The sequence below is a fragment of the Mesorhizobium sp. M0808 genome, from assembly GCF_040320025.1.
Classification (GTDB): Bacteria; Pseudomonadota; Alphaproteobacteria; order Rhizobiales; family Rhizobiaceae; genus Mesorhizobium.
In genome coordinates, this window is the sequence record NZ_JAMYOX010000018.1 from 96649 (window position 1) to 121451 (window position 24803).

Annotated in this window: 19 protein-coding genes; 11 read left to right on the top strand and 8 right to left on the bottom strand. The window is 62.7% G+C overall.

Going from position 1 to position 24803, the window contains the following annotated elements:
- Positions 1-5: 5 nt before the first annotated feature.
- Positions 6-647 (bottom strand): DUF1638 domain-containing protein, encoded by a 642-nt coding sequence (locus NKI25_RS20720; RefSeq protein WP_023676508.1) that lies wholly within the window; start codon positions 645-647, stop codon positions 6-8.
- Between the two features lie 64 nt (positions 648-711).
- Here NKI25_RS20720 and NKI25_RS20725 point away from each other — a divergent pair, with 64 nt between their 5' ends.
- The gene (locus NKI25_RS20725; RefSeq protein ID WP_023676507.1) at positions 712-852 is read left to right on the top strand and encodes an entericidin A/B family lipoprotein; all 141 of its coding nucleotides are present in this window, start codon (positions 712-714) and stop codon (positions 850-852) included.
- Positions 853-933: 81 nt separating this feature from the next.
- Here the strand turns inward: NKI25_RS20725 and NKI25_RS20730 are convergent, their stop codons facing one another.
- A complete protein-coding gene (locus NKI25_RS20730; protein WP_023676506.1) occupies positions 934-1632 on the bottom strand; it encodes a cobalamin B12-binding domain-containing protein in 699 nt (232 codons plus the stop codon).
- 308 nt (positions 1633-1940) lie between these two features.
- Here NKI25_RS20730 and NKI25_RS20735 point away from each other — a divergent pair, with 308 nt between their 5' ends.
- From NKI25_RS20735 to NKI25_RS20755, 5 genes are all read left to right on the top strand, one after another.
- Positions 1941-3515 (top strand): trimethylamine methyltransferase family protein, encoded by a 1575-nt coding sequence (locus NKI25_RS20735; protein ID WP_352999223.1) that lies wholly within the window; start codon positions 1941-1943, stop codon positions 3513-3515.
- Positions 3516-3663: 148 nt separating this feature from the next.
- Complete coding sequence (locus NKI25_RS20740) at positions 3664-4293, top strand: hypothetical protein (protein WP_352999224.1); 630 nt, start codon at positions 3664-3666, stop codon at positions 4291-4293.
- A 104-nt stretch (positions 4294-4397) separates the two neighbouring features.
- The gene (locus NKI25_RS20745; protein WP_352999226.1) at positions 4398-5153 is read left to right on the top strand and encodes a dienelactone hydrolase family protein; all 756 of its coding nucleotides are present in this window, start codon (positions 4398-4400) and stop codon (positions 5151-5153) included.
- 69 nt (positions 5154-5222) lie between these two features.
- The gene (locus tag NKI25_RS20750; protein ID WP_352452095.1) at positions 5223-5783 is read left to right on the top strand and encodes an RNA polymerase sigma factor; all 561 of its coding nucleotides are present in this window, start codon (positions 5223-5225) and stop codon (positions 5781-5783) included.
- Positions 5784-5785: 2 nt separating this feature from the next.
- Complete coding sequence (locus NKI25_RS20755) at positions 5786-7906, top strand: vWA domain-containing protein (protein ID WP_352999228.1); 2121 nt, start codon at positions 5786-5788, stop codon at positions 7904-7906.
- Positions 7907-8054: 148 nt separating this feature from the next.
- On the opposite strand, the gene bmt is transcribed toward NKI25_RS20755, so the two are convergent.
- A complete protein-coding gene (bmt, locus tag NKI25_RS20760) occupies positions 8055-9071 on the bottom strand; it encodes a betaine--homocysteine S-methyltransferase (protein WP_352454606.1) in 1017 nt (338 codons plus the stop codon).
- 88 nt (positions 9072-9159) lie between these two features.
- Positions 9160-10002, bottom strand: a complete 843-nt coding sequence (locus NKI25_RS20765) for a helix-turn-helix domain-containing protein (protein WP_352635626.1) — start codon at positions 10000-10002, stop codon at positions 9160-9162.
- A gap of 228 nt (positions 10003-10230) precedes the next feature.
- Here NKI25_RS20765 and NKI25_RS20770 point away from each other — a divergent pair, with 228 nt between their 5' ends.
- Complete coding sequence (locus NKI25_RS20770) at positions 10231-11241, top strand: fatty acid desaturase (protein ID WP_352999231.1); 1011 nt, start codon at positions 10231-10233, stop codon at positions 11239-11241.
- 83 nt (positions 11242-11324) lie between these two features.
- Positions 11325-12125, top strand: a complete 801-nt coding sequence (locus NKI25_RS20775; protein ID WP_352500944.1) for a phosphate/phosphite/phosphonate ABC transporter substrate-binding protein — start codon at positions 11325-11327, stop codon at positions 12123-12125.
- Between the two features lie 109 nt (positions 12126-12234).
- On the opposite strand, the gene NKI25_RS20780 is transcribed toward NKI25_RS20775, so the two are convergent.
- The 4 genes from NKI25_RS20780 to NKI25_RS20795 all read right to left on the bottom strand — a co-directional run bounded on the left by NKI25_RS20780 (position 12235) and on the right by NKI25_RS20795 (position 19538).
- Positions 12235-13548 carry a M24 family metallopeptidase gene (locus tag NKI25_RS20780; RefSeq protein ID WP_352501103.1) on the bottom strand — a complete coding sequence of 438 codons (1314 nt, stop codon included), beginning with the start codon at positions 13546-13548 and terminating at the stop codon, positions 12235-12237.
- Between the two features lie 25 nt (positions 13549-13573).
- Positions 13574-15151, bottom strand: a complete 1578-nt coding sequence (locus NKI25_RS20785; protein ID WP_352999233.1) for an ArnT family glycosyltransferase — start codon at positions 15149-15151, stop codon at positions 13574-13576.
- Positions 15152-15239: 88 nt separating this feature from the next.
- On the bottom strand, positions 15240-17828 hold the full coding sequence (locus tag NKI25_RS20790; protein ID WP_352500942.1) for a GcvT family protein: 2589 nt from the start codon (positions 17826-17828) through the stop codon (positions 15240-15242).
- A gap of 132 nt (positions 17829-17960) precedes the next feature.
- On the bottom strand, positions 17961-19538 hold the full coding sequence (locus tag NKI25_RS20795) for a trimethylamine methyltransferase family protein (protein ID WP_352587675.1): 1578 nt from the start codon (positions 19536-19538) through the stop codon (positions 17961-17963).
- Positions 19539-19746: 208 nt separating this feature from the next.
- On the opposite strand from NKI25_RS20795, the gene NKI25_RS20800 reads away from it, so the two are divergent.
- From NKI25_RS20800 to NKI25_RS20810, 3 genes are all read left to right on the top strand, one after another.
- Entirely contained in the window at positions 19747-20907 is a 1161-nt protein-coding gene (locus NKI25_RS20800) for an MFS transporter (RefSeq protein ID WP_352587678.1), read from the top strand.
- 95 nt (positions 20908-21002) lie between these two features.
- Complete coding sequence (locus NKI25_RS20805) at positions 21003-23072, top strand: prolyl oligopeptidase family serine peptidase (RefSeq protein WP_352587681.1); 2070 nt, start codon at positions 21003-21005, stop codon at positions 23070-23072.
- Between the two features lie 240 nt (positions 23073-23312).
- On the top strand, positions 23313-24692 hold the full coding sequence (locus NKI25_RS20810) for an aspartate aminotransferase family protein (RefSeq protein WP_023676490.1): 1380 nt from the start codon (positions 23313-23315) through the stop codon (positions 24690-24692).
- Positions 24693-24803: the final 111 nt, after the last annotated feature.

The following is a 24803-nucleotide window of genomic DNA, read 5'->3' on the forward strand; positions in this document are numbered from 1 at the left end:
GGCGTCTAACGGACGTCCTCCGGATGTGAGGCCACCCGCTTAAGTTCGCCCGTCAGGTCACCATAGCCGGTCGAGCGCCGCTCATAAGCGAGGCCGAGCATTTTCGCCGCCTTTTCGGCGACTTTGTCGAGTTCCGGGTCGTCGGTCTGGGCGATATAGATCAGCTTCTCGTAATTGCCGAAATAGTCCTTGATCAGCTCCGGGTGCTTGTCCAGACCGAGCGGCTTCATGAAGAAGGCATCGAATTGCCGGCAGAGGAAATCGGTCATGTAGAACGACATCATGTCGTCATCGGCGACCTTCGCATAGGCATCCATGCCCTGGTAGAAGGCAAAGCAATGCGGCCCGGCCATACGCTCGACGCCGTGCTTCTCGCAGATCCGGTCGAGCAGGCCACCCGTGCCGCAATCGGCATAGCCGACGAATATGTGTCTGTAGCCGTCGGTCTTGGCCTTCTCGATAGCCTTGTCCATGGCCGGCGCGATGCGGTCCGGATAGAAATGGAACTCCGCCGGCAAGCAGGTCAGGTCGAGATGGTCGAGCCCGAGCTGCTCCTTGACCGCCAAAACTTCGCGCGCAATCATCCCGCAGGCGATGACGAGCAGCCTGTCGCCTTGATCGGATTGTTGTTTTCGCGCGGTAGTCATGGAACCAGTCTAATCCATCTTCGTTGCTGTCCAGCGAATTTATATCCTGAGGGAGACACCATTCATGAAATTGTTCCGCGTCGCGCCAATCGCTATTCTCGCCTGCGCCTTGGCTGTTTCGGCCTGCGCCAACACGGTGCGCGGCGTCGGTAAGGATATCAAATCCACTGCGAAGGCTGTTGACGATACCGTCAAGAAACCCTGATCCGCACGGCTCTAAATATTTGGGAATAAAAAAGCCGCACTGCAAGGCGCGGCTTTTCTCGTCGGTGCCGGACTTATTGGCTCAGGCCGAAGCGCGGACGTTGTGCTTGCGCTTCATGAAGTCCTTGGCGGTCTCGACCGCCACCGCGGCGTCGCGGCAATAGGCGTCGGCGCCGACGGCTTTGCCGAATTCCTCGTTGAGCGGTGCGCCGCCGACCAGCACGACATAGTCATCGCGAATGCCCTTTTCCTTCATCGTATCGATGACGACTTTCATGTAAGGCATGGTCGTCGTCAGCAGCGCCGACATGCCGATGATGTCGGGCTGGTGCTTTTCGATGGCATCGAGATATTTTTCGACCGCATTGTTGATGCCGAGGTCAATGACATCGAAGCCGGCGCCTTCCATCATCATGCCGACCAGATTCTTGCCGATGTCATGGATGTCGCCCTTGACGGTGCCGATCACCATCTTACCCTGCTTCGGCGCGCCGGTGGCGACAAGCAGCGGACGCAGGATGAACATGCCGGCCTTCATCGCGTTGGCCGACAGCAGCACTTCGGGAACGAACAGGATGCCGTCGCGGAAGTCCTCGCCGACGATGCGCATGCCCTCGACCAGAGCCTCGGTTAACACCTTGTAAGGCGCCCAGCCGCGCTCGAGAAGGATATTGGTGCCTTCCTCGATTTCTTCCTTCAACCCGTCATAAAGATCGTCGTGCATCTGCTGCACCAACTCGTCGTCGGAGAGTTCCGAAAGGATGATCTCGTCGTCGGCCATTTTTTCTCAGGCTCCTTGCCGGCTACAACTGTTGCGGCAGCTTAAAAATATCGCGTCAATACCTAACCCGCACGGGCCGGTTGTCCATAGCTGATTTGCGACTTCCCGCAAAACGAAAGCGACCGTAAATCTCTTGGAATTCTTGTCGATTTTGCGACAGGCGTTGGCGCTGGCGGGCCGTTTCGAATAGGGTGCATGGCTACGATCCGGCCAGAGACCGCAATATGCGGCCGCAAACGGATTTCAGGCCGGTGCAAGAGCCCGGCCGGAGTAAATCAGGCCAGAACGAAAGCCAGGGAAGAACGATTATGAGTGAGAACGCGCCGGTCGATCAGGAAGCGTCAAACGCACGGCGCGGGCGCGCTGCCAGCGGTGGCGCCGCAGCCCGACGGGCTGCACGTTCGGGCGGCGGCCCCGGCACACAGCTCACCTATATCAAGCGCAAGATCAACGTCTATGAAGTGCTGGACGAGGAAGGGCTGGCGCTGATCGAAAAGAACACCGACACGGTGCTGGAGGAGATCGGCATCATCTTTCGCGACGACGCCGAGGCGCTGCAGCTTTGGAAAGAGGCGGGCGCCGACGTCAAGGGCGAGCGGGTGCATTTCCCCAAGGGCCTATGCCGCTCGCTGTTGAAGACCGCTCCGTCCGTCTATACCCAGCACGCCCGCAACGGCGAGCGCTCGGTGCAGATCGGCGGCAACGCGACAGTGTTCGCGCCGGTCTATGGACCGCCCTTCGTGCGCGATCTCGACGGCGTCAGGCGCTACGCGACGATCGAGGATTTCCGGAATTTCGTGAAACTCGCCTATATGGCGCCGTCGATCCACCATTCGGGCGGCACGGTTTGCGAGCCGGTCGACGTGCCGGTCAACAAGCGCCATCTCGACATGGTCTACAGCCATATCAAATATTCGGACAAGCCGTTCATGGGCTCGGTGACCGCGCCCGAGCGCGCTGAAGATACGGTGGCGATGGCCAAGATCGTGTTTGGTGACGATTTCGTCGAGAACAACACGGTGCTGACCAGCCTGATCAACGCCAACTCGCCGATGGTCTTCGACGAGACCATGCTGGGGGCGCTGAAGGTCTATTCGCGCCACAACCAGGCCTGCATCGTCACGCCGTTCATCCTTGCCGGTGCGATGAGCCCGGTGACGGTCGCCGGTACGCTGACGCAGGTTTTGGCCGAAGTGCTGGCCGGGGCGTCGTTCACGCAGCTGATCCGGCCGGGTGCGCCGGTGCTGTTCGGCACCTTCGCCTCGTCGATCTCGATGCAGTCGGGCGCGCCGACCTTCGGCACGCCGGAGCCGTCGCTGGTCTCGTATGGCGCCGCACAGCTTGCCCGTCGGCTCGGCCTGCCGTTTCGCACCGGCGGTTCGCTCTGTGCTTCAAAAATCCCCGATGCGCAGGCGGCCTACGAGAGCGCCAATACGTTGAACTCGACGATCCTCGCCGGCACCAACTTCGTGCTGCATTCGGCCGGCTGGCTCGAGGGCGGTCTCGCCTCCTGCTACGAAAAGTTCATGATGGACATCGACCAGCTCGGCATGACGCAGAAGTTCTCCGAGGGTGTCGACCTGTCGGAAAACGGCCAGGCGATGGATGCCATCCGCCAGGTCGGCCCAGGCAGCCACTATCTCGGCTGCGATCACACCCAGGCCAATTTCCAGACCGCGTTCTACCGTTCCAACATCGCCGATAACAATTCTTACGAGCAATGGCTGGCGGAAGGCGAAAAGACCGCGCCGCAGCGCGCCAACGAGCTCGCCCGCCGCTGGCTGGAAAGCTACGAGGCGCCGCATCTCGATCAGGGTATCGACGACGGGCTGAAGGACTTCATCGGCAGGAAGAAGGCGTCGATGGCCGACGCCTTCACCTGAAAGGAGCCCGAATCAGGCGGGGCTAAAGTCGCCAACATCATCCACAAGGAAGTCTGGCGAAGCGCCTTCTCCGACCCGGACAAGAAGGGGTGATCCCGAGCGCGGCATGACTGAAACAATCGCGGCAGCGCTTTCCGCCTCCGGCCTCATGCTTCGCGGCGGCTTCGATTTTGCGGGCGGTGAGGAAACACCTTCCGGTCTCTCCGGCGCTGCCGCCAGATCCGTTCTGCTGGTGGGGCAGGCGGGCGCCGCACCTTGGCCGCACTTCCTGCGCTGGCTGGAGAGACAGTCACAGCCGATCGACGATCCGCTCGACAGATGGTCTCGCGAAGTGATCGGCGCGGTGGCCGAAAGATTCGGGGCACGCGCGGTGTCGCCGTCCGACAGGCCTTATCTGCCGTTCCAGCAATGGGCGATGCGTGCGGAGGGGCTGAAGCCGTCGCCGCTCGGCATTCTCATGCATCCGCAATATGGGCTCTGGCATGCCTATCGCGGCGCGCTGCTGTTCGAAAATGAGATTGCGCTCCAAGAACCCCACGATGTGATTCACCTTTGCGATACATGTCTGGAAAAACCTTGCCTGAAATCCTGTCCGGTAGAGGCTTATTCTGCGGATGGTTTTGCACATGAAACCTGTCTGGCCCATGTGCGCGGGCAAAACGGCGCGCCCTGCCGGGCCGGCGGCTGCCTTGATCGCAACGCCTGTCCTTACGGCACCGATTATCGCTATCCGGCCGAGGTTCAGGCCTTTCACATGGCAGCATTCGCGCGTCTGTAGCGTCGCCGAATGCCGCACGAAATCTTGAAGCAGATCGCCTCATTACAGCTTGCCGCGACGGTCAGCGCGGATATCTATCGCACGACACGTCAACGGAGCGGGTGATGGCCAAGCAAGCGATCCAGATCAAGACGAGCGACGGCGTGGCCAAAGCCGGGCTGTTCCGCTCGGCAGCCCCGGCCAAGGCCGCGATCATCCTCTACATGGACGCTTTTGGCCCGCGACCGGCGCTCGACCAAATGGCGGAAAGGCTTACGGGCGAGGGCTATGCGGTGCTTGTGCCGGACCTCTTTTACCGCAATGCGCCCTACGGTCCGTTCGATCCCAAGACTTCGTTCGGCGACGAGAGGAGCAAGACCGCCATCACAGGTCTCCTCGGCGGCACGACCCAGGAGATGACGGTCCGCGACAGCGGCGCTTTCCTCGATGTGCTCGCTGCCCAAGGCCTAACCGGGCCGGTCGGCATTGTCGGCTATTGCATGGGCGGAGCGCGGGCGCTGAACGCGGCGGCCAGCTATCCCGATCGCATCGCCGCCGCGGCCACTTTTCACGGCGGCAATCTGGCTGGTGACGCAGCCGACAGTCCGCATCGGAAGGCCGCCTCGGTCAAGGCAAGGGTCTATATCGGCACTGCCGGTGTGGACCGCAGCTTTCCGCCGGAGCAATCGGCGCGGCTGGCCGAAACACTGCGCGCCGCCAAGGTCGATCATGTCATAGAGAACTATGCCGGCATGGCGCATGGCTGGTGCATGCCGGACCATAGTGCCTTCGATGCAGCCGGCGCCGAACGCCACTGGAAGCGGCTGACGACGCTGTTTGCGGAGACGCTCGGCCAAGGCACGCCAACCATTACGACGTGACCGCCCGCCCAAAAAATTCTTTCCATCGCCCCAAGGAACCGCCATTAGCCTTCGTCCAACAGGCAAATGATGGCGATGATGCTGGACGAAAGCGAAGCCTCCGACGCCGAACTGATCGGACGGGCGAAGGGCGGAGACCGGGGTGCTTTCGGCAAGTTGCTCGAAAGGCACTATGGTTTCGTCTATCGCGCCGCCTATCGTTGGTGCGGGAAAAAGGCCGACGCCGAGGACATCGCCCAGGAAGTCTGCGTCCGGCTCGGGCGGGCGATCCGCGACTATCACGGCAGCGGTGCCTTCACGACGTGGCTCTACACCATGACGCTGAATGCGGCGCGCGACATGATGCGCAAGACCGCCCGCGAGACGGTCAAGACCGAGGCCTATGGCGCCTATGCGCTAATTTCGGGGGAAATCTCGGCTGAGCCGGAAGACCCGGCCGAGGCGCTCTGGGCAGCGGTGCGCAAGCTGCCGGACAAGCAGCGCGATGCGGTGCTGCTGGTTTATGGCGAAGGGCTGAGCCACGCCGCCGCCGCCGAGGCGATGGCGATCTCGGAGACAACGGTTTCCTGGCACATTCATGAAGCGAAGAAACGGTTGAAGACGCTAATGCGTTCAGCCGGGGAAGTGTGACCATGGTCGACGACAACGAACTCAACAGACTGCGCGACATCGCGGCACCGGCGCCGGACGCGGACGCAAAGGCGCGTGCCCTCCAGGCCGCGCTGCGCGCCTATGATATGGACGAAAAAACTTTACCTGCCGCCCAAGGATCGGCAGGCGGGGTTCGTCTCACAGAGCGAGCACAAAGGCTCTGGAGCGAAATCATGCAAAAGAAACTCTTCGCCACGCCGGCTATTGCCGGGCTCGTTGCCCTGCCGATCGCCGGATACGCCACCATCCATATGTTGGGGGAATCCAAATTCGGCGGGCCCGAATTCGGCGGGGACGATAAGATCACCGAAACACTGGCCGACAAGCCGGCGACTGTCAAACCGCCGGTCGTGGCCGAAGCAGACAAGCAGAAGAAGGCGGACGCCGACAGTGAAAGCCGCGACACCGGCGAGGCGCTTGTGGCGCCGACATCGCCGCCGAAGGCGGAATCGACCGCAGTCGGCGGGTTGACGCAGCAGGATGTGCTCAGCCGCAATGCACCTGAACCGGCGCAGAGCGGCGAGTTCGCGCTGGATGGGGGTGCAAGCTCCGCGGCTCCGGCAGTCGATGGCGGCGCGCGGGTCGGACGCGTGCCTGGCACGGTTGCCGAGCCCAAGCTGATGGCACAGCAGCCCGCCGCTGCGCCGGCCGACCAGATGCTGCCGCAAGAGGAAAACCGCGACCGCGTCGAGAATTTCAAGACCAACCCGGTGCATGCCGCACTTGAAGACCCGGTCTCGACCTTCTCGATCGATGTCGACACCGCTTCCTATTCCTTCGTCCGGCGCTCGCTGAAGGAAGGCTTTATCCCGCAGGCCGACACGGTTCGCGTCGAGGAGATGATCAACTACTTCCCTTATGCCTGGAAGGGACCGGACTCCGCCTCGACGCCGTTCAACTCGACCGTCAGCGTCATGCCGACGCCGTGGAACGAGCACACCAGGCTGATGCATGTCGCAATCAAGGGTTTCGACGTGAAGCCGGCCGAGCAGCCCAGGGCCAATCTGGTCTTCCTGATCGATGTGTCGGGCTCGATGAACGAGCAGGACAAGCTGCCGCTCCTGCAGTCGGCCTTCCGGCTGCTTGTCAACAAGCTGAGACCTGACGACACCGTCTCGATCGTCACCTATGCGGGCGATGCCGGTACCGTGCTGGAGCCCACCAAGGCTTCGGAAAAGGACAAGATCCTCGCTGCCATCGACAATCTGACATCCGGCGGCTCGACGGCAGGCGAGGCCGGCATCAAGGAAGCCTACAGGCTGGCGCAGAAATCCTTCGTCAAGGACGGCATCAATCGGGTGATGCTCGCCACCGATGGCGACTTCAATGTCGGCCAGACCGACGACGACGACCTGAAGCGGCTGATCGAAAAGGAGCGCAAGACAGGCGTATTCCTGTCGGTGTTCGGCTTCGGCCGCGACAATCTGAACGACCAGATGATGCAGACCATCGCCCAGAACGGCAATGGCACTGCTGCCTACATCGATACGTTGGCGGAGGCCGAGAAGGTGCTGGTCGAGGATGCCTCCTCGACACTGTTCACCATCGCCAAGGACGTGAAGATCCAGGTCGAGTTCAACCCGAACAAGGTCTCGGAGTACCGGCTGATTGGCTACGAAACCCGCGCCTTGAACCGAGAGGATTTCAACAATGACCGGGTCGATGCCGGCGAGATCGGCTCAGGTCATTCAGTCACCGCGATCTACGAGATCACGCCTAAGGGCAGCGGCGGCGAACAGATCGACCAGCTGCGCTACGGCCAGGCCTCGGTGAACAATGGCGGTGTCGCCAATGCCGACGAATATGCTTTCGTCAAGATCCGTTACAAGCTGCCGAACGAGGACACCTCGAAGCTGATCACCACGCCGGTAACGTCAACCAACGAGGTGGCGTCGTTCGACCAGGCCAGCACCGACCAGCGTTTCTCCGTTGCCGTTGCTGCCTTCGGCCAGAAGCTGCGCGACGAGGATGCGACCGCGAAGTTCGGCTACGACAAGATCATGCAGATTGCCACCGCCGCCAGAGGAGCCGACCCGTTTGGATACCGGTCCGAGTTCCTCTCGCTTGTGCGCCTTGCCTCGGCGCTCGGCGGTAACCGGTAGTGGCAATGACGGCCGGTTTCTTCAGATGGGATCGTTCTGATAGGGGGAGCCGGCCTACGGGCGGGTGAGGCAGGCCGGCGAGGGAAACCTTGCCGGCCTTTTTTCGCGGCCGCACTGCTTCGCGCGGACCATGTCGCAGACGAAAGCGTCAGGCGCGTCCGCGGCGCCGCTCGCGGCGGGCTTCGCTGGTCTCGGCGACGTTGACCGTAGCCTGCTTGTTGCGCATCGGGCCGATGCGTTCGACGATCTGCTCGACGGTCGGGCGATCCGACTTGGTGTGCGCATCGAGCGCCTTGCGCATGGCGGCGAGGTGCTGGAACGAGGTGCCGCAGCAGCCGCCGACGATTTTGGCGCCGGCATCGACGGCGAGGCGCACATAGTCGGCCATCAGCTCGGGTGTGCCGGAATAGTAGATCTCGGCACCGCGAAATTCGGGAATGCCGCAATTGCCCTTGACGATCACCGTTGCTTCCGGCTTCGCCTCGGTCATGTCGAGCAGCGAAGCGAGAATGTCGGAGGCGCCGACACCGCAATTGGCGCCGACACCGAGCGGTGTCTGCGACAGGCCGTCGACGACGCCGTGGATGTCCTTCGGCAGCAGTCCCATCATGGTGCGGCCGGCGGTGTCGAAGGAGCCGGTATAGGTATAGGGCAGGCCGACGCGGATGGCGGCTTCGGCGGCGGCGCGGATTTCGTCAGGCGCCGACATGGTTTCGATCCAGGCGACTTCGGCGCCGCCGGCCTTCAGCCCCTCAATCTGCTCGGCAAAGGCTTCGACCGCCTCGTCATAGGTCATGGCGCCGAGCGGCACCAGCAGCTCGCCGGTCGGGCCAACGGAGCCGGCCACGATCACCTTGCGGCCAGCGTTGCCGGCGACGGCGCTTGCGATCTCGGCCGCGCGCTTGTTCAGCGCATAGACGCGGTCCTGCGCGTGGTGCAGCTTGAGCCGATGGCGGGTGCCGCCAAAAGAGTTGGTCAGGATGATGTCGGCGCCGGCATCGACAAAGTTCTGGTGCAGGCTGGTGATGGTGTCGGGCGCGGTCTCGTTCAAGAGCTCGGGAGCCTCTCCGGCCTCAAGGCCCATGGCGAACAGATTGGTGCCGGTGGCGCCATCGGCGAGCAGGACGCCCTTTTCGGCAAGCAGAGCGTCGATCGGATTGGTCATGTGAAATACGCCTTCCCGGAAGAATAACTGAGATAAGGATATAAAGAATTCTTTATGTGCCGTCAATGTCGGCACGTAGAGCAACCGGTCAAAATTGCATCTCCGCCAGCTTTCGTGTGAAGCTGGCCGCTTCATGCGCGTTGACGTCCGCGGCACGGATCAGATTGTCGAAATGGCTGGTCAGGGTGCGGATCGGCTGCGTGGCGTTCAGCACCAGATACATGTCGCCGACGTAAATGGCGGCGCGATAGGGCCCGAAGATGGTGTAGGGGATCGAATAGCGCATCCGCCCGTCATAGAGAAACAGGCGGAAGGTGGGATAGAGGTCGTCGAGCAGCGTCGCCATATGGAGGAGCTGCTGGTGGCGGTCGGCCTCCGGAAAGCGGTCCCACACGCCCAGCCCACGCGCGAAGATCTCCAGCGTGTGGCGCGGCATACAGACTTCCATGTCGGTTTCGGGCCGTCGGTTGTAGTCGATGCGGTACTGCGTTTCGCCGGCCTGTGCCTCGCGGCTCTTGTTGGCGATGACGGCTTCGTAGTCGACAAGCGCCTCGGTGCGCAGAAGATCGGGAATGCCGGCCGGCACGTAGCGGATTTTCGTTCCCGCCGCCTCGGCATGCCAGCGAGCCAGCAGCGTGCGGTCGAAGCCGTCCGGCGCCTCCTCGATCTCAAGGCTCTCGCGGATTTCACCGGTGACGCCCTCATCGTGGCTGAGGCCGAGCAGCCAGTCGAGCGAGACTTTGAATTCGGCGGCGATGTTGAGCAGCGTTTCAGCACGGGGAAGGCGGGTCGAGGCGCCGGAGAGCAGCTGCGACAGTGCCGAACGGTCGATGCCAACCGCGGCGGCGAAGGCTGATTGGTTCAAATCGGACCTTGTCAAGAGCATTTTCAGGCGCTCGCGAAAGATCGTCGACAGGTTGCGCTTGTCCAAATCTCTACTCTCCCTGACGTGAGCAAAATTTTGCGCCGAAGCGGTCTACATGGCGTTTCGAGCGCAAATGAATCTACGAGCTTGTTTACAATGGATAACATCTGCAGCTGAAAATGCGCAATCGCAACAGTTTGTGCGCTTTATCGCGTTGCAGCGATGCAACGCTCCTGACACAATGCTGTCAGGAATCAAACGGGTTCCGGCGACTGGAAGGCAGTGGTCGATAGCATGACGAGCATGGGCAACAGGCGACACGGCGCAGCGACCATCGAATGGCCGACCGTATTTCTCGCACTTCTATGCTACGGCGGCTGGCTCGCTGCCGGCTTTCTGCTCTGGCCCTCTTACCCGCTGCTGGCACTCGCCTTTCTGACCCTGATTGCGGCGCTGCAATCCTCGCTGATGCACGAGGTCCTGCACGGCCACCCAACCCGGAATGCGCGGCTCAACGAAGCCTTTGTGTTCCTGCCGATTGGCCTTGTCTGGCCGTTTCGCCGATTCAAGACCATTCATCTGCGCCACCATGCAGACGAGCGCCTGACCGATCCGCTCGATGATCCCGAAAGCTATTACGAGGCTCTCTGGCAGCACGAGGAGCTGCCGTCGGCGATGAAATTCCTGCTGAAGGTCAACAACACGATGATCGGGCGTTTGGTGCTAGGCCCGTGGCTTTCCTGCATCGGCTTTTTCATCGACGACGCCAGGCAGGTTGCCGCGGGCGACAATTCCATCCGCAAGGCATGGCTGCTGCATGCGATCGGCCTCGTCGTGGTGCTGCCTGTCGTGCAGTTCGGCTTCGGCATGCCGTTATGGCTCTACATACTGGTGCCGGTGTGGCTTGGGCAGTCGCTGATTTCGATCCGCACCTACGCCGAGCACCAATGGTCTGAACATCCGGAAGGCCGCACGATCATCGTCGAGCGCTCGCCGCTGTCCTTCCTGTTCCTCAACAACAATCTGCATTTCGTCCATCACAAGAGCCCGACGGTGGCCTGGTACAGGCTGCCGAAGGTGTTTCGCGACCGCCGCGATGAATGGCTGCGGATGAACAATGGCTACGCCTATCCGAACTATTTCGCGCTGCTCAAGGCCTATGCCTTCAAGGCGAAGGAGCCGGTCGTCCATCCCGTGCTGCGGCGCATGCCGGAACCGGGACGCGCGTTCAAGCCGCGTGTCAGGGCACGCAGCCTCAATGGGCTTGGCAGTGCGCCGGTACCCGCCGAGCCGCCGAAAGAATGATTCTTGCGTTGTTGCAGGCGGTGCCGCGCGGACGACGCTTTCCTGACCTTGTCAATTTCCCCGCATAACGGTCAAATCCCGGCATGAGCGAATTCATTGCGGCTTTGCCGATGTACGACTGGCCGGAAGCGCGGGACGATGTCGACGCGCAATGGGCGCGGCTGCGCGATGCTTTCAGACAAAAAGGCATCGATGCGCCGGAGACGATCATCCGCCGCACCGGCGATTTGCCCCCCGTGCCTGGCGGTATTCGCGATGATCAGGGAAAACCCATCGCGCCCGATCCGGCGACATTGCCGCCGGACGAACTGGATTTTCACCAGCTCTGGCTGCATCCGGCGCTGCTCTTTGCGCAAACCTGCTGGGGACCGATGGAACTCGGCCTGTCGCAGCGTGTCCAGCTCGTCGGCCAGCCGCGTTACGACGCCTTCGAGGGTGGACAGGGCGAACTCTATTCGAGCGCCATCGTCATGAGGGCGGGCGAGGCACCGCCGGCAAGGGCGCCGGCCGACGGCGGTGCCGTCATTCCGCTCGATCAGCTTCGCAGCAAGCGCTTCACCTTCAACAGCCTCGATTCCATGTCGGGCATCATCGCGCCAGCCCGCGACCTGCAAGCATTGGGCGAGAGTTTGGATATCTTTTCCGCGCTGAGCGAAAGCTGTGGGCACCGTGCTTCGATCGTTGCCGTTGCCGAGGGCAGGGCGGACGTCGCGGCGATCGATTGCGAGAGCTGGGCGCTGGCGCAGAGTTTCGAGCCGGCGGCGCAGAAGGTGACGGTCGTCGGCTGGACAAGGCGGCGCAAAGGCTTGCCGTTCATCACCGCCAGGACGACGCCGGAAACGATCGTCGCTGCGATGCGCGAGGCGATCGCGGCGCTCACGTAAAGCGCGTCGCGTTCGGTCGGCCTCATGCGACGCGCTTTAGATTCTTGTTTTATGCATGTCGTTATCGCAAAGCCGCTGCACACTTTTGCGCGACATGCATTAGCGTCGCTCAGCCGCCAAGCAGCCGATTGTCGAGCGGGTAGGTCGAAAGCTTCTCGTTGCCGGTTTCAGTGATCAGGATCTGTTCTTCGATCTTGACCCCTTCGTAGCCGCCAAGCCGACCGATATAGCTCTCGACGCACAGCACCATGCCAGGTTCGAGCACTCCGTCCGGTGTGTCGTCGGTCCAGTCGCTAGCATGCGGCAAAGTCGGGTATTCGTCGGCAAGGCCGACGCCGTGATAGAGCACCCCGTAACGGGCCGGGAAGCAGTCTCCCGGTGGCACTGACGAGCGCTCGACGAGGTCGCGGAACGATATGCCCGGCCGCATCAGCTCCGTGTTGTGGGCGATCTGGTCGGCGGCGATGCGGAACAGGTCGCGCTGCTCCTGCGACGGCGGCGCGTCACCGCAGAGCCAGGTGCGCGAAAGGTCGGCGCAGAAGCCGTAAGGACCGATCAGGTCGGTGTCGAAAGCGACGAACTCGCCGGCCTCGATCGTCCGCGACGAACACTCCTGGAACCATGGATTGGTGCGCGGACCCGACGACAGGAGCCGGGTTTCGATCCATTCGCCGCCGCGCGCGATGTTGCCGCGATGGAGTTCGGCCCACAATTCGTTCTCGGAGATGCCGGGCCTCAGCGCCTGCTCCATCTCGCCCATCGCCGCCTCGCAAGCGGCGATCGCCCGGCGCATGGCAAGGATTTCGTCGGGCGATTTGATCAGCCGCGCATTTTCCATCACCGCCTCGCCATTGCCGGTCGAGATGCCGAGGCGGGCGAGCTCTTCGATGCCCTCGGGATTGATGTGGTCGACGGCGATGCGGCGATTGCCGCCGCCATGTTTCAATACCAGGTCGGCGATGCCGGCTGCCCAGCGGCGGACTTTTTGACCGGTCAGCTCGCCGCTGTACAGATAAGCCCACGACACCGCCGGCCGCACCTCGTCGACGACGCCGGAATGATCGGAAAGGTGCTCGCAGGAGAAATAGTCGAACAGCACCACCGGGCCATCGGTGGCAACGAAACAATGCCTGGTCCGATTGTGTGCGACCCAGAGCTGCATGTTGGTTGCGTCGGTGGCATAGCGGATGTTGACCGGATCGTAGAGCAGGGCTCCCGCATAGTCGCGGCGCTTCAGCTCGGCGCGGATGCGCTCGAGCCGGTATCGGCGCATGGCGGGCAGGTCAGGAGCAGCAATGCCCGCCGCCTGCCATTCGGCTTCCGCCAGCGCTCCATAGCCCAGCGCATGCTGGTTGAGTTCAGCGGCCTTCAGCCGCGATTTTTTGTGCAGCACATCATTCGAGCCGTCGGGCTCGAACGGCATGATCTTGCGGTGATGACGGGGCCGGTCAGTCGGGTTCCTGTCCACCCTCGGGTCCTCCGCTAACGCCTTCCTTAGGCGCCGTGGCTTCTCCCACCGCCATTCTCTTCAATCTTACATAGGCGCCGGCCCGGGCGGACTTGCCGGTGCCGCGCAACAGCGGAACCATCATTTGCCGTGGTTGGCCGTCCGGCTCATAGCCGGCCGCTTTGAGCTGCTCCAAAATGACCGGCCGCGGATCGTCGCGGTCAAGCCAGACGAGTACGGCCGGCTCCTTCATCAGCGTTTCGAAATTAGGCACTTCCTGGTCAAGTGCGACCAGTTTTTCGTCGACCAGCCGCAGGTTTCCGACCCATGCACCATCAGATATTGCGGTTTTGACCGGTCCGTCCGCAGTCAGTTGGCGATAGAGGGCGGGGTAATCCACGCGGATCATCCGCGAGAGGCCACTGGTCCCGTTTACCTGGACGTACCAGGTGGCGGGCGCGAGCAGCACGGCGATGATCGCTCCAGCCGCGATCACCAGGAGCTGCGCATTCCTGCCGCGCGGCGCCAGCCGTTCCATAGTGGCGACGATGGCCAGCGGCAACATGAACAGGACGGGCAGCAGCCAGCGGTCCTTGACCACCGTCACGCCGGTGGCAAGTACAAGTATTGCCAGCATGGCCAAGCCGACCGCCAAGGTACGCCACAACAGAATTTCCCGGGCCGGACCTTCCGGATGCCGCTCCGAGAAACGGAACTTCGCCAGCCAGAAAGCCAGGGCGGAAACGAGCACGGGCAAGACCGCGAAATTGAAGGTGCCCATGATAAACTTGCCGGCGCCGACAAAGGCCGCCGCCACGCGCCCTTGTTGCGCGTCTATTCCGAACTTTTCGCCTCTCGACAATAAATCGGCGGGATGCATGAGGCTCCAATAGGTGGTTGGCGCCAGCACCAATATCGCGACCGCTATGCTGATGGCGAACTTCGGATCGAGGATCGCGCTGCGCCATTCGCGCAGCGACAGCACGGCCGCAACAAGGGCCACCACGAGGAAGACATCATTATATTTGGCAAGAATTGCCGCCGCGGTGGCCAGGCCAAACGCCGCATAGGCGATCATGCTTCGCCGCTCGAGAAGATAGGCCATGGCCAGCAGGAGCAGCGAGCAGAAGCCGACGACGGCGACGGAATGCGACAAGGCGCGCTGCGATTCCCAGACGATCTGCGGGATCGTAAACAGGCCGAACATGGCCGCCGCCGCTGTCGCTTTGGTGTAGCCGAACCGCCGCATGGCGGCGAACACGCTGCAGGCGGCAAGGAACAGCACGGAGTATTTGACGAGCTTCAGCGTGAAGATACTGGTGCCGAAAACATGCGCGGCCAGCCAGTTGATCCAGGTGTACAGGGGTGGTTGCGAGCCGCCATATCCAGCCCAGAGATACGGAACATAGATCAGCTGCTCCGCATCATCGATGCCGACGCCGGTTCCCGCCCAAGAGCTCAACAGGGACAGTATGATGGTCTGCAAGGCAAAGTAAGCCGCGACCATGACGATCGCCGCCGGGAAGGGGCCGATCCGTCCCTCGGCCAGCCACTCGGCCCATCTCAGATTGTACTTCAATGAAATCTCATCGCCCTTGCCAGCAGAGTGTTGCCGGCTGCGCTAGCATGAAGAGTATGCTCCGCACAATGCGACCGGCTGGCTGCGCCTACGTCCTCATCTTTTCGCCGCTCGGGTCGAAGGGCGGCTCGACATTGATGCGTGCCGGCCGCCGTTGCCCGAGGATTTCGATCTCGAACAGCCCGGCGCTCTCGTTCTCGGCAAGCGCTGCCGGTACATAGCCTTGCGCCATCGACTTCTCGACATAATGCGCATAGCCGCCGGAGGTGACCCAGCCGACCACCCGCCAGTCGCCGTCGACAATGCCGCGCACGGCAGACGCGCCTCCTTCGGCGGCGTTCGAGCCGCGCACTTCCTTGCCGCCCGCGTCGAAGCGCGGCGCGCCATAGCCATGCGGCTTTTCCACGGTGCCGTAATCCTTGCCGCCGACCTTGGCCCAGATCGGCTCGTCGCCCATGACGTCTGCATCTGCGGCATCGACGATGAAGGAGACACGGCGCAGTTTCGGCCCTTCTGCCTGTTCCTTGGCCGCTGCTTCCCGGCCGATGAAGTCGTTCTTCTCTAGCTTGATGAAGCGGTCCATCGAGCCTTCGAACGGTCCGTAGATCGGACGTAACTCGCGGAACCAGGTCGGGAAGTTCTTCTCAAGGCGCATAGAGAGCAAAGCCCGCATGCCGAAATCGACAAGCCCAAACTCTTCGCCAGCCTCCTTGATTGCCTTGTAGACCAGGCGCTGGTAGGCAGGCGCCATCCAGATCTCGTAGCCGAGGTCGCCGGTGTAGGTGATGCGATTGACCATGCAAGGCGCGCCGCCGACCGCCATCTCGCGGAAATCCATGAAGCGGAAGGCCTTGGTCGAGATGTCGACATCGACCAGTTTCTGCAGCAGGTCGCGGGATTTCGGCCCGGCGATCGACAACCCGACCAGCGTCTGGTCGAAGCGGTGGATGCGGATGCTTCCATCCTTTGGCAGATGCTTCTCGAACCAGCGCATGTGGTATTTTTGCGCTGCCGAAGAACCCCAGATCATGAAGCGTTCTTCCCCACCCCTTGGGCCCGCCTTGGCGATGGTGAAGTCGCCGATCAGCCGGCCGAACTCGTTCAGCATGGGCGTCAGCACGATGCGGCCGGTCTTCGGCATGCGATTGGTCATCAGACGGTTGAGGAAGTCCTCGGCCCCTGGCCCGGAGACTTCGTATTTGGCGAAGTTGGCGATCTCGGTGATGCCGACCCTCTCGCGGGTGGCGCGCACCTCCTCGCCGATCGGGCGGAAATCATTGGAGCGGTGGAAGGACACGACGTCCTTCGGCTCCGAGCCTCTCGGCGCGAACCAGAGCGGGGTTTCGAGACCCCAGCTGTCGCCCATGACGGCGTTGTTGGCGAGCATGGTGTCGTAAAGCGGGGTCGTCTGCGCTGGTCTTGCCGCCGGTAATTCCTCGTTGGGAAAGCGGATGGAGAAACGGCGCGAATAATTTTCGCGGACCTTTGCGTTGGTATACCGCAGCGTTGCCCATTCGCCGAAGCGCGCAACGTCCATGCCCCAGACGTCGAAGCCGGGGTCGCCATGAACCATCCAGTTCGACAGCGCCAGGCCGACGCCGCCGCCCTGGCTGAAGCCGGCCATGACGGCGCAGGCGCACCAGAAATTGGTCAGGCCCTGCACCGGGCCGACCAGCGGGTTGCCGTCCAGCGCGAAGGTGAAGGGGCCGTTGATGATCTGCTTGATGCCGGCCTTTTCGATGCCGGGGAAATGCTTGAAGCCGATCTCGAGCGACGGCGCGATGCGGTCGATGTCGGGCTGCAGCAGCTCGTGGCCGAAATCCCACGGCGTGTTGACCGGCGACCACGGCTTGCAGGCCTTTTCATAGGTGCCGAGCAGGATGCCGTTGCGTTCCTGGCGGGTATAGATCTCGCCCTTGAAATCGAGCACGCCAATCATCTCGCGGCCGGTCGACTTGTTGAATTCCTCGACCTCCGGCATCGGCTCGGTTAGCAGATACATGTGCTCCATGGCCAGCACCGGCAGTTCGACGCCGACCATGCGACCGATCTCGCGCGCCCACAGGCCGCCGCAGTTGACCACATGCTCGGCTTTGACTGTGCCTTGCTCAGTGACGACGTTCCAGGTGCCGTCGACCTCCTGCGTCAGTTCCACGACGCGGTTGCGCAGTACGATCTCGGCGCCTAGCTTCCTGGCGGCCTTGGCATACGCATGGGTGGTGCCGGAAGGGTCGAGATGGCCCTCGACTGGATCCCACATGGCGCCGACGAAATTCGTCTCGTCCATCAGCGGGAACATCGCCTTGGCTTCGGACGGCGTGATCAGTTCGGTGTCCATGCCGAGATAGCGGCCCTTGGCGTGGGCGAGCCGCAAGAAGTCCATGCGCTCGGGCGTGTCGGCCATCATCACGCCGCCGGTCAGGTGCAGCGAGCAGGATTGGCCGGAAATCTCCTCGATCTCTTTGTAAAGCTGCACCGTATAGGCCTGCAGCTTGGCGACGTTGGGATCGCCGTTCAGCGTATGGAAGCCGCCCGCCGCATGCCAGGACGAGCCGGAAGTGAGCTCCGAACGCTCGATCAGCATGATGTCGGTCCAGCCGGCCTTGGCCAGATGATAGAGCACCGAGCAGCCAACGACCCCGCCGCCGATGACAACCGCTTTTGCATGAGATTTCATGAAGATAGATCCGTTTTTGAAGAGATTGAATCGAGTGAGCGGGGCGCGAAAACAAAGCGGAGATCGGATACAGCGATGTTTCCGGCCAGCCTGCCATCAAGACGGAGTGGGGGTCGACTACTCATCAGATGATCAGAAATCGGTCGGCGCGCCGCCTTCGGCCCGGCGCTTGTCGACGAAAGCGTTGAGCTCCTCCCGGATTGCCGGATCCATGTAAGGCTCTTCATAGGACGCCAGCCGTTCCTTCCAGACGCGATTGGCCTTTTCGAGTGCCGTCGGCGACCCGGCCTCCGCCCAAGTCTCGAAATTGCGCCAGTCCGAGATAATAGGCGCATAGAACGCGGTCTTGTAGCGGTCCTGCGTGTGCTGGGTGCCGAAGAAATGGCCGCCGGGGCCGACGGACTGTATGGCGTCGAAACCGAGTGCTTCCTCGGAAAGATCGAGCGGCGTCAGGAACTCGGCGACCATCTGCAACAGGTCTATATCGAGGATGGTCTTCTCGTAGGAGCAGCGCAGGCCGCCTTCGAGCCAGCCGGCGGCATGCATCATCAGATTGCCGCCGCCCTGGATGGCGCCCCAAAGCGAGAACACGCTTTCATAGGCGGCTTGCGCGTCGACCGTGTTGGCGGCGCAGGTGTTGGAGGTGCGGTAGGGGATGTTGTAGCGGCGGGCGAGTTGGCCGCCGACCAGCTGGGCCTTCATGTATTCCGGCGTGCCGAAGGCCGGCGCGCCGGACTTCATGTCGACATTCGAGGTGAAGCCGCCATAGCCGACAGGCGCGCCCTTGCGCACCATCTGCGCGAAGGCGATGCCGGACAGCGCCTCGGCATTCTGCTGCACCAGCGCGCCGGCAATCGTCACCGGCGCCATGGCGCCGGACAGGGTGAACGGCGTCACGATGACCACCTGGCCCTTGCTCGACATCTGGATGATGCCTTCCATCATCGGCACGTCGAGCTTGAGCGGCGAATTGGTGTTGATGATGGTGAATACCGACGGCTCTGAAAGCAACTGCTCATGGCTGATGCCACGCGCGATCCTGGTGATCTCGATGCCGTCGACGTTGCGCTCCTTGCCGAGCGAATAGATGTGGAACATCTTGTCGGTCAGCGTGGCGAGGTCACGGATGCATTCGAGGTGGCGGACGGACGGATGGATGTCGATCGGCTCGACCGGATAACCGCCCGTGCAGTTCAATATGTTGTGCATCTGCGCAAGCTTGAGGAAGTTGCGGTAGTCCTGCTGGTTGCCCGGCCGGCGGCCGCGGTCGACGTCGGAGCAATTGGGCGCCGACGCCATCATCGAGATGATCAGATTATCGCCGCCGAAGCGCACGTTGTGCGCCGGGTTGCGGGCGTGGATGGTGAATTCCGGCGGGCAGTGCGCAACCAGTTCCAGGATCATGTCACTGTCGAAGCGCACCCGCTCGCTGCCTTCGCGGACATCGGCGCCATGCGCCTTCATAATGCGCCGGGCTTCGTCATGCAGCACGTCGACGCCGATTTCCCGCAGCACGCGCAGAGAGGCGAGGTGGATAGATTCCAGCTCGTCGTCGGAAACCAGCCGGGTCGGCGCCAGCGGGTTCTTCAACTGCCGAAACGGCGGCTGCTCGAACGCCGCCGATCCGCCGGCACGCTTTCCCGCGCGGCCGCCGCGACGGGCGCGGTCGTTTGCCAATGCGGGTTCGGCGGGCTGAAGGGCGGCGGTCATGATAGTCCTCGTACGCTGCGGCAATGCGGCGGCATAATGGACTGCCGGCCGACCAGCCATTGCGGAGGCGGCGACCACTAGGACGAGGGAAGCGACATGCCTGAAGGGCAGCCGGAGGGATCGTCAGGCTCTTATCTCTTCCGGCTGGCGCAAGCGGTTTTCGTTGCCGGTGCTTACCGCGATGAAAGCGAAACGCTAGTCCTGCATCATGGACCGGGCGGAACAGGACAGCGGCGAGACAGTGCAATGGGCGGCGATCACCGGCGTGATCGCCACCGTCTCGGTGTTCGCCATCGCGCAAGGGCTGAGCTATCCGCTGTTGAGCTTCATCCTGCAGCGCCAGGGCGTCTCGCCGGCCATGATCGGCCTATCGGCGGCAATGACGCCGATCGGCTTCATCGTCTCGTCGCCGCTGGTTCCGGCGCTGGCGCGGCGTTTCGGGGCAGGGCGCACCGCGCTTACTTGCGCGGCACTTTCCGCGCTGGTGCTGGCGCTGATCGGCTGGACGCAAAGTGTCTATCTGTGGTTTCCGCTGCGCTTTTTGATCGGCGCCGTCACCAACCCGCTCTACGTGCTGAGCGAAGTCTGGGTGATCGCACTGGCGCCGCCGGCACGCCGCGGCCGCGTCATGGGCATCTATTCGACGATCATTTCGGCGGGCTTTGCGGCGGGGCCGCTGTGCCTGCTTGCGGTCGGCACCGAGGGATGGCCGCCGTTTCTGGTCGGCATCGCCGCATTCCTGTTTTGCGGCGCCTGCCTCGCCTCGGTGCTGGCACGGCTGCCCAAGGTCGACGAGAGCGGGCACCGCGTTTCGGTGCTGGGGTTCGTGCCGCAGGCGTGGCTGCTGTTATCGGCGGTGATCGTGGCCGCCGGTTTCGAACAGGCGGTGCTCGCCTTGCTGCCGGTCTATGGAACGCATTACGGCATCGCCGAAGCGCGCATGTCGGCGCTGCTGTCGGTGATGATCGCCGGCAACATCGCTATGCAGGTGCCGCTCGGCCTGCTGGCGGAACGACTGACGGCGCGGCTGGTGCGGTTCATCTGTGTTTCGATGACGGTGCTGGGATGCGTTCTGTTGCCGGTTCTCATCGAGACGCCGCTGATCTGGCCGTGCGTCTTCATCTGGGGCGCGGTTTCCTACGGCATTTACACGATGTCGATCATTGAACTCGGCGAGCGGTTCACCGGCTCGGCACTGGTCGCCGGCAACGCCGCCTTCTCGCTGATGTGGGGCGTCGGCGGCATCGCCGTGCCGCCGCTGGCGGGCAGCGCCATGGATGTTGTTGGCGCCGGCGGCCTGCCAATGACGCTCGGTGCCATTTGCCTGGCGCTGGCAGTTGTAACGGTCATTCGAAGACGGATGGTGTGAATGCCAGAAAGCCGCCGTTTCTGACGAATGGCTTGAATGTAAGCGGCCCCATGTCGATCTTGGCTATGTCGCCACCCGACTCAACCGGAGACCTCATGACCAAATCGAATACCAAGGGCCAGCCGGGTTCGGCGGCCGAAGACCCGTTTCTCTGGCTTGAGGACAGGAGGGGCAAGCAGGCGCTCGACTGGGTGCATCACCAAAATGCAGTTACGGTCGGGGAGCTGCAGGGTGATCCGTCCTATCAGACGTCGTTCGAGACGGCGCTCGACCTGATGACAGCCGAGGATAACATCGCCGTCGGGGCCGCTATCAACGGCTATGTCTATAATTTCTGGCAGGACCGGACGAACGTACTCGGCCTCTGGCGGCGCACCACCGTCGCCTCCTACAAGACCGACAAGCCGGAATGGCAGACGATCATCGACTTCGACAGTCTGGCGGCGAAAGAGGGGGTGAAATGGGTGTTCAGCGGCGCCAGCCGGCTCTACCCCGACTTCAGCCGCTGCCTGCTCAACCTGTCGCCGGATGGCGGCGATGCCAGCGAGATGCGCGAATTCGATATCGAAAGCAGATCGTTCGTCGATGGCGGCTTTCGCGCTCCTGCCTCGAAATCGAGCTTTAGCTGGCTGGACGAGGACACGGTTATCGTTTCCGCCGCCTTCGAGGAGGACGACAAGACCCAGTCCGGTTATCCGCGCGTGGTCAAGCTTTGGCGGCGCGGCACGCCACTGGAAGCGGCGATGCCGATCTTCGAGGCGCTGAAGCAGGATCTTGCCGCCGGCGGGTCCGTCGAATTCGACGGCGACAAGCGTCATGTCTTCCTCGCCCGGACCATCGACTTCTTCGCCTCGCACAGCTTCCTGCGGCTGCCTTCCGGCGGAAACAGGCGCATCCCGTTGCCGGACGACGTCACCGATACGGCGCTGTTCAAAGGCCAGCTCGTCTTTGGCGTGCGTACCCCGTGGACTGCGCCGGACGGCACGCTGTGTAAGCCCGACGGACTCTATTCACTCGATTTCGAGCGCTGGATCGAAACCGGGCTATTCGGATCCCTCGATACCGTGCTCGAGCCGGCGCACCGCGTCTCGATCGCCGGCATTGCCCGCACGCAGGACCGGCTGTTCATCAATTTGATGGACAATGTGCGCGGCAAGGTCGTCGCCGGCAAGCGCAGCGACAGCGGCTGGGAGTTCAAGCCCGTGGCGTTGCCCGAAAACGGCAATGTCGGCATCAGCCATGCCGAGCATTTCGGTTCCAGCGTCTCCTTCTCCTTCACCGATTTCCTGACGCCGAGCTCGATCATCTGGTCGGACGACAACGCCGCGGGGCTGGCAACGGTGAAGTCGCAGCCGGCGCGTTTCGACGCGTCGTCCCTGCTCTCCGAACAGTTCGAGGCGCGCTCGAAGGATGGCACGATGATCCCGTACTTCGTCGTCAGGAGGCGCGACTTGCATGGACCCGTGCCGACATTGCTTTACGGCTATGGCGGCTTCGAAGTGCCGCTGCTGCCCGGCTATGCCGGCGTACGCGGCAGGCTGTGGCTGGAGAAGGGCAATGCCTATGTGCAGGCCAACATCCGCGGCGGCGGCGAGTTCGGCCCGAACTGGCACCAGGCGGCGCTCAAGGCCAATCGCCAGAATGCCTTCGACGATTTCGCTGCCGTCGCGCAAGATCTGGTCAAACGCGGCATCGCTACGCCCGCCACACTGGGCATCCAGGGCGGATCGAATGGTGGCTTGCTGACCGGCGTCTCGCTGACCCAGCACCCGGAATTGTTCGGTGCAGTGATCATCGACGTGCCGCTGCTCGATATGCTGCGCTACACCGAGCTGCCGCCCGGCGCGTCATGGATGGCCGAGTATGGCGATCCGGCGAAGCCGGAAGAGGCAGCCTGGCTCGCCGCCTATTCGCCCTATCAGCATGTAGACACGGATGCAGCCTATCCGCCGGTGTTGCTGACGACCTCGACCGCCGACGATCGCGTCCATCCCGGGCATGCCCGCAAGATGGCGGCACGGCTGCAGGCGGCCGGCCACGGCAAGACGCTGTTCTTCGAGGAGACCGAGGGCGGCCATGGCGGACGCGGCGACCGGCGGCCGCAGGCCGCACAGGCGGCGATGAAGTACGTCTTCCTGCAGCGGGCCCTGACTGGCACCAATTGACCGGCGTCGCTTGACCGGCACGGCTTGAACTGAGGGCTCGAGGCAGCCTAAGGTGCATGCATGGCTCGGCTGGCGAAATCGGGTTGCGCATTTGGGGTGGCGGTGACGCCGTCGTCGCGCACGCTACGCGCCGAGCTGTTGCGGCTCTGCGCTCGCATCGGCTATTCGCCGCCCGCTGTCCTCTGACGAATCCGCCCCGGCGCGAAAGCTGCCGGATTGGTTCAAGAGGAAAGACCAGACATGACCTACCAGAATTATTCGCTGAAGCAGCTTCAGCAGATCGATGCCGCGCATCACCTTCATCCGTTCACCGACCACAAAGAGATGCGCGAGACCGGCTCGCGCATCATCACCCACGCCAACGGGCCGTTCATCTATGATGCCGAAGGGACGGAAATCCTCGACGGCATGGCTGGGCTGTGGTGCGTCAATGTCGGCTATGGCCGCGACGAGCTGGCCGACGCCGCCTACGCCCAGATGAAGGAATTGCCCTACTACAACTCTTTCTTCAAATGCTCGACGCCGACGCCGGTTCTGCTGTCGAAAAAGCTGGCGGAGATCGCGCCAAGGCACATCAACCAGGTGTTCTACGGCTCGTCCGGTTCGGAGGCCAACGACACGGCGCTGCGCCTGGTCCGTCACTATTGGGTGCTGGAAGGCAGGCCCGAGAAGAACCGCATCATCTCACGCAAGATGGGCTACCACGGCTCGACCATCGCCGGCGCCTCGCTCGGCGGCATGGATTTGATGCACAAGCAGCTCGGCGGCGCCGTGCCCAACATCGTCCATGTGATGATGCCCTATGCCTATGAGCTCGCACTGCCCGGCGAAAGCGACCATGATTTCGGCCTGCGCGCGGCAAAAGCGGTCGAGGACGCGATCCTCGAAGCCGGCGCCGACAAGGTGGCCGCCTTCATCGGCGAGCCGGTGATGGGGGCAGGCGGGGTGAAGATCCCGCCGATGAGCTATTGGCCGGAGGTGCAGCGCATCTGCCGCAAATACGATGTCCTGCTGATGCTGGACGAGGTCATCACCGGATATGGCCGCACAGGCGAGTGGTTCGCCGCACAAGCCTTCGATGTCGAGCCCGACACCATCACCACGGCCAAGGCGCTGACCTCTGGCTATCAGCCGCTGTCGGCGCTGCTGGTCGGCGACCGCATCGCGGCGACGCTGGTCGAAAAGGGCGGCGAATTCTATCACGGCTACACCTATGCCGGGCATCCGGTGGCCTGCGCGGTGGCGCTGAAGAACCTCGAGATCATCGAGCGCGAAGGCCTGGTCGAGCGCGTGAGGAACGACACCGGGCCTTACTTCGCCAGGGCCCTGCAGGAACGTCTCGGTGGGCACGATCTGGTCGGCGAGGTGCGCTCGTTCGGGCTGATGGGGGCGATCGAGATCGTCAAGGACAAGGTGACCAAGGAGCGCTTCCTGCCGGCCGGCAGCGCGGCGGTGATGGTTCGCGACCACGCGATTGTCCAGGGCATGATGCTGCGCGCTACCGGCGACACGATGATCCTGTCGCCGCCGCTGATCTGGACGCGCGAGACGATCGACATGGCCTGCGACCGCATCGCCACGGCGCTCGACCTGGCGCAAGCAGATTTGCGCAAGCGGTAAGATGGAACGTTTGCCGGGGGGGCGCGATAAGGGGGGGCCGCGACTGATTTGGGGTATATAATGATTGTTTTGACCGCCCGGAGGAAGATAAAAAGTGTTTTGTTTTTAACA

Bases quoted from the DNA above. Each gene is read 5' to 3' on its own strand.
- NKI25_RS20720 (WP_023676508.1), bottom strand. From the start codon at position 647: ATGACTACCGCGCGAAAACAACAATCCGATCAAGGCGACAGGCTGCTC.
- NKI25_RS20725 (WP_023676507.1), top strand. From the start codon at position 712: ATGAAATTGTTCCGCGTCGCGCCAATCGCTATTCTCGCCTGCGCCTTG.
- NKI25_RS20730 (WP_023676506.1), bottom strand. From the start codon at position 1,632: ATGGCCGACGACGAGATCATCCTTTCGGAACTCTCCGACGACGAGTTG.
- NKI25_RS20735 (WP_352999223.1), top strand. From the start codon at position 1,941: ATGAGTGAGAACGCGCCGGTCGATCAGGAAGCGTCAAACGCACGGCGC.
- NKI25_RS20740 (WP_352999224.1), top strand. From the start codon at position 3,664: ATGCTTCGCGGCGGCTTCGATTTTGCGGGCGGTGAGGAAACACCTTCC.
- NKI25_RS20745 (WP_352999226.1), top strand. From the start codon at position 4,398: ATGGCCAAGCAAGCGATCCAGATCAAGACGAGCGACGGCGTGGCCAAA.
- NKI25_RS20750 (WP_352452095.1), top strand. From the start codon at position 5,223: ATGGCGATGATGCTGGACGAAAGCGAAGCCTCCGACGCCGAACTGATC.
- NKI25_RS20755 (WP_352999228.1), top strand. From the start codon at position 5,786: ATGGTCGACGACAACGAACTCAACAGACTGCGCGACATCGCGGCACCG.
- bmt (WP_352454606.1), bottom strand. From the start codon at position 9,071: ATGACCAATCCGATCGACGCTCTGCTTGCCGAAAAGGGCGTCCTGCTC.
- NKI25_RS20770 (WP_352999231.1), top strand. From the start codon at position 10,231: ATGACGAGCATGGGCAACAGGCGACACGGCGCAGCGACCATCGAATGG.
- NKI25_RS20775 (WP_352500944.1), top strand. From the start codon at position 11,325: ATGAGCGAATTCATTGCGGCTTTGCCGATGTACGACTGGCCGGAAGCG.
- NKI25_RS20780 (WP_352501103.1), bottom strand. From the start codon at position 13,548: ATGCCGTTCGAGCCCGACGGCTCGAATGATGTGCTGCACAAAAAATCG.
- NKI25_RS20790 (WP_352500942.1), bottom strand. From the start codon at position 17,828: ATGAAATCTCATGCAAAAGCGGTTGTCATCGGCGGCGGGGTCGTTGGC.
- NKI25_RS20795 (WP_352587675.1), bottom strand. From the start codon at position 19,538: ATGACCGCCGCCCTTCAGCCCGCCGAACCCGCATTGGCAAACGACCGC.
- NKI25_RS20800 (WP_352587678.1), top strand. From the start codon at position 19,747: ATGGACCGGGCGGAACAGGACAGCGGCGAGACAGTGCAATGGGCGGCG.
- NKI25_RS20805 (WP_352587681.1), top strand. From the start codon at position 21,003: ATGACCAAATCGAATACCAAGGGCCAGCCGGGTTCGGCGGCCGAAGAC.
- NKI25_RS20810 (WP_023676490.1), top strand. From the start codon at position 23,313: ATGACCTACCAGAATTATTCGCTGAAGCAGCTTCAGCAGATCGATGCC.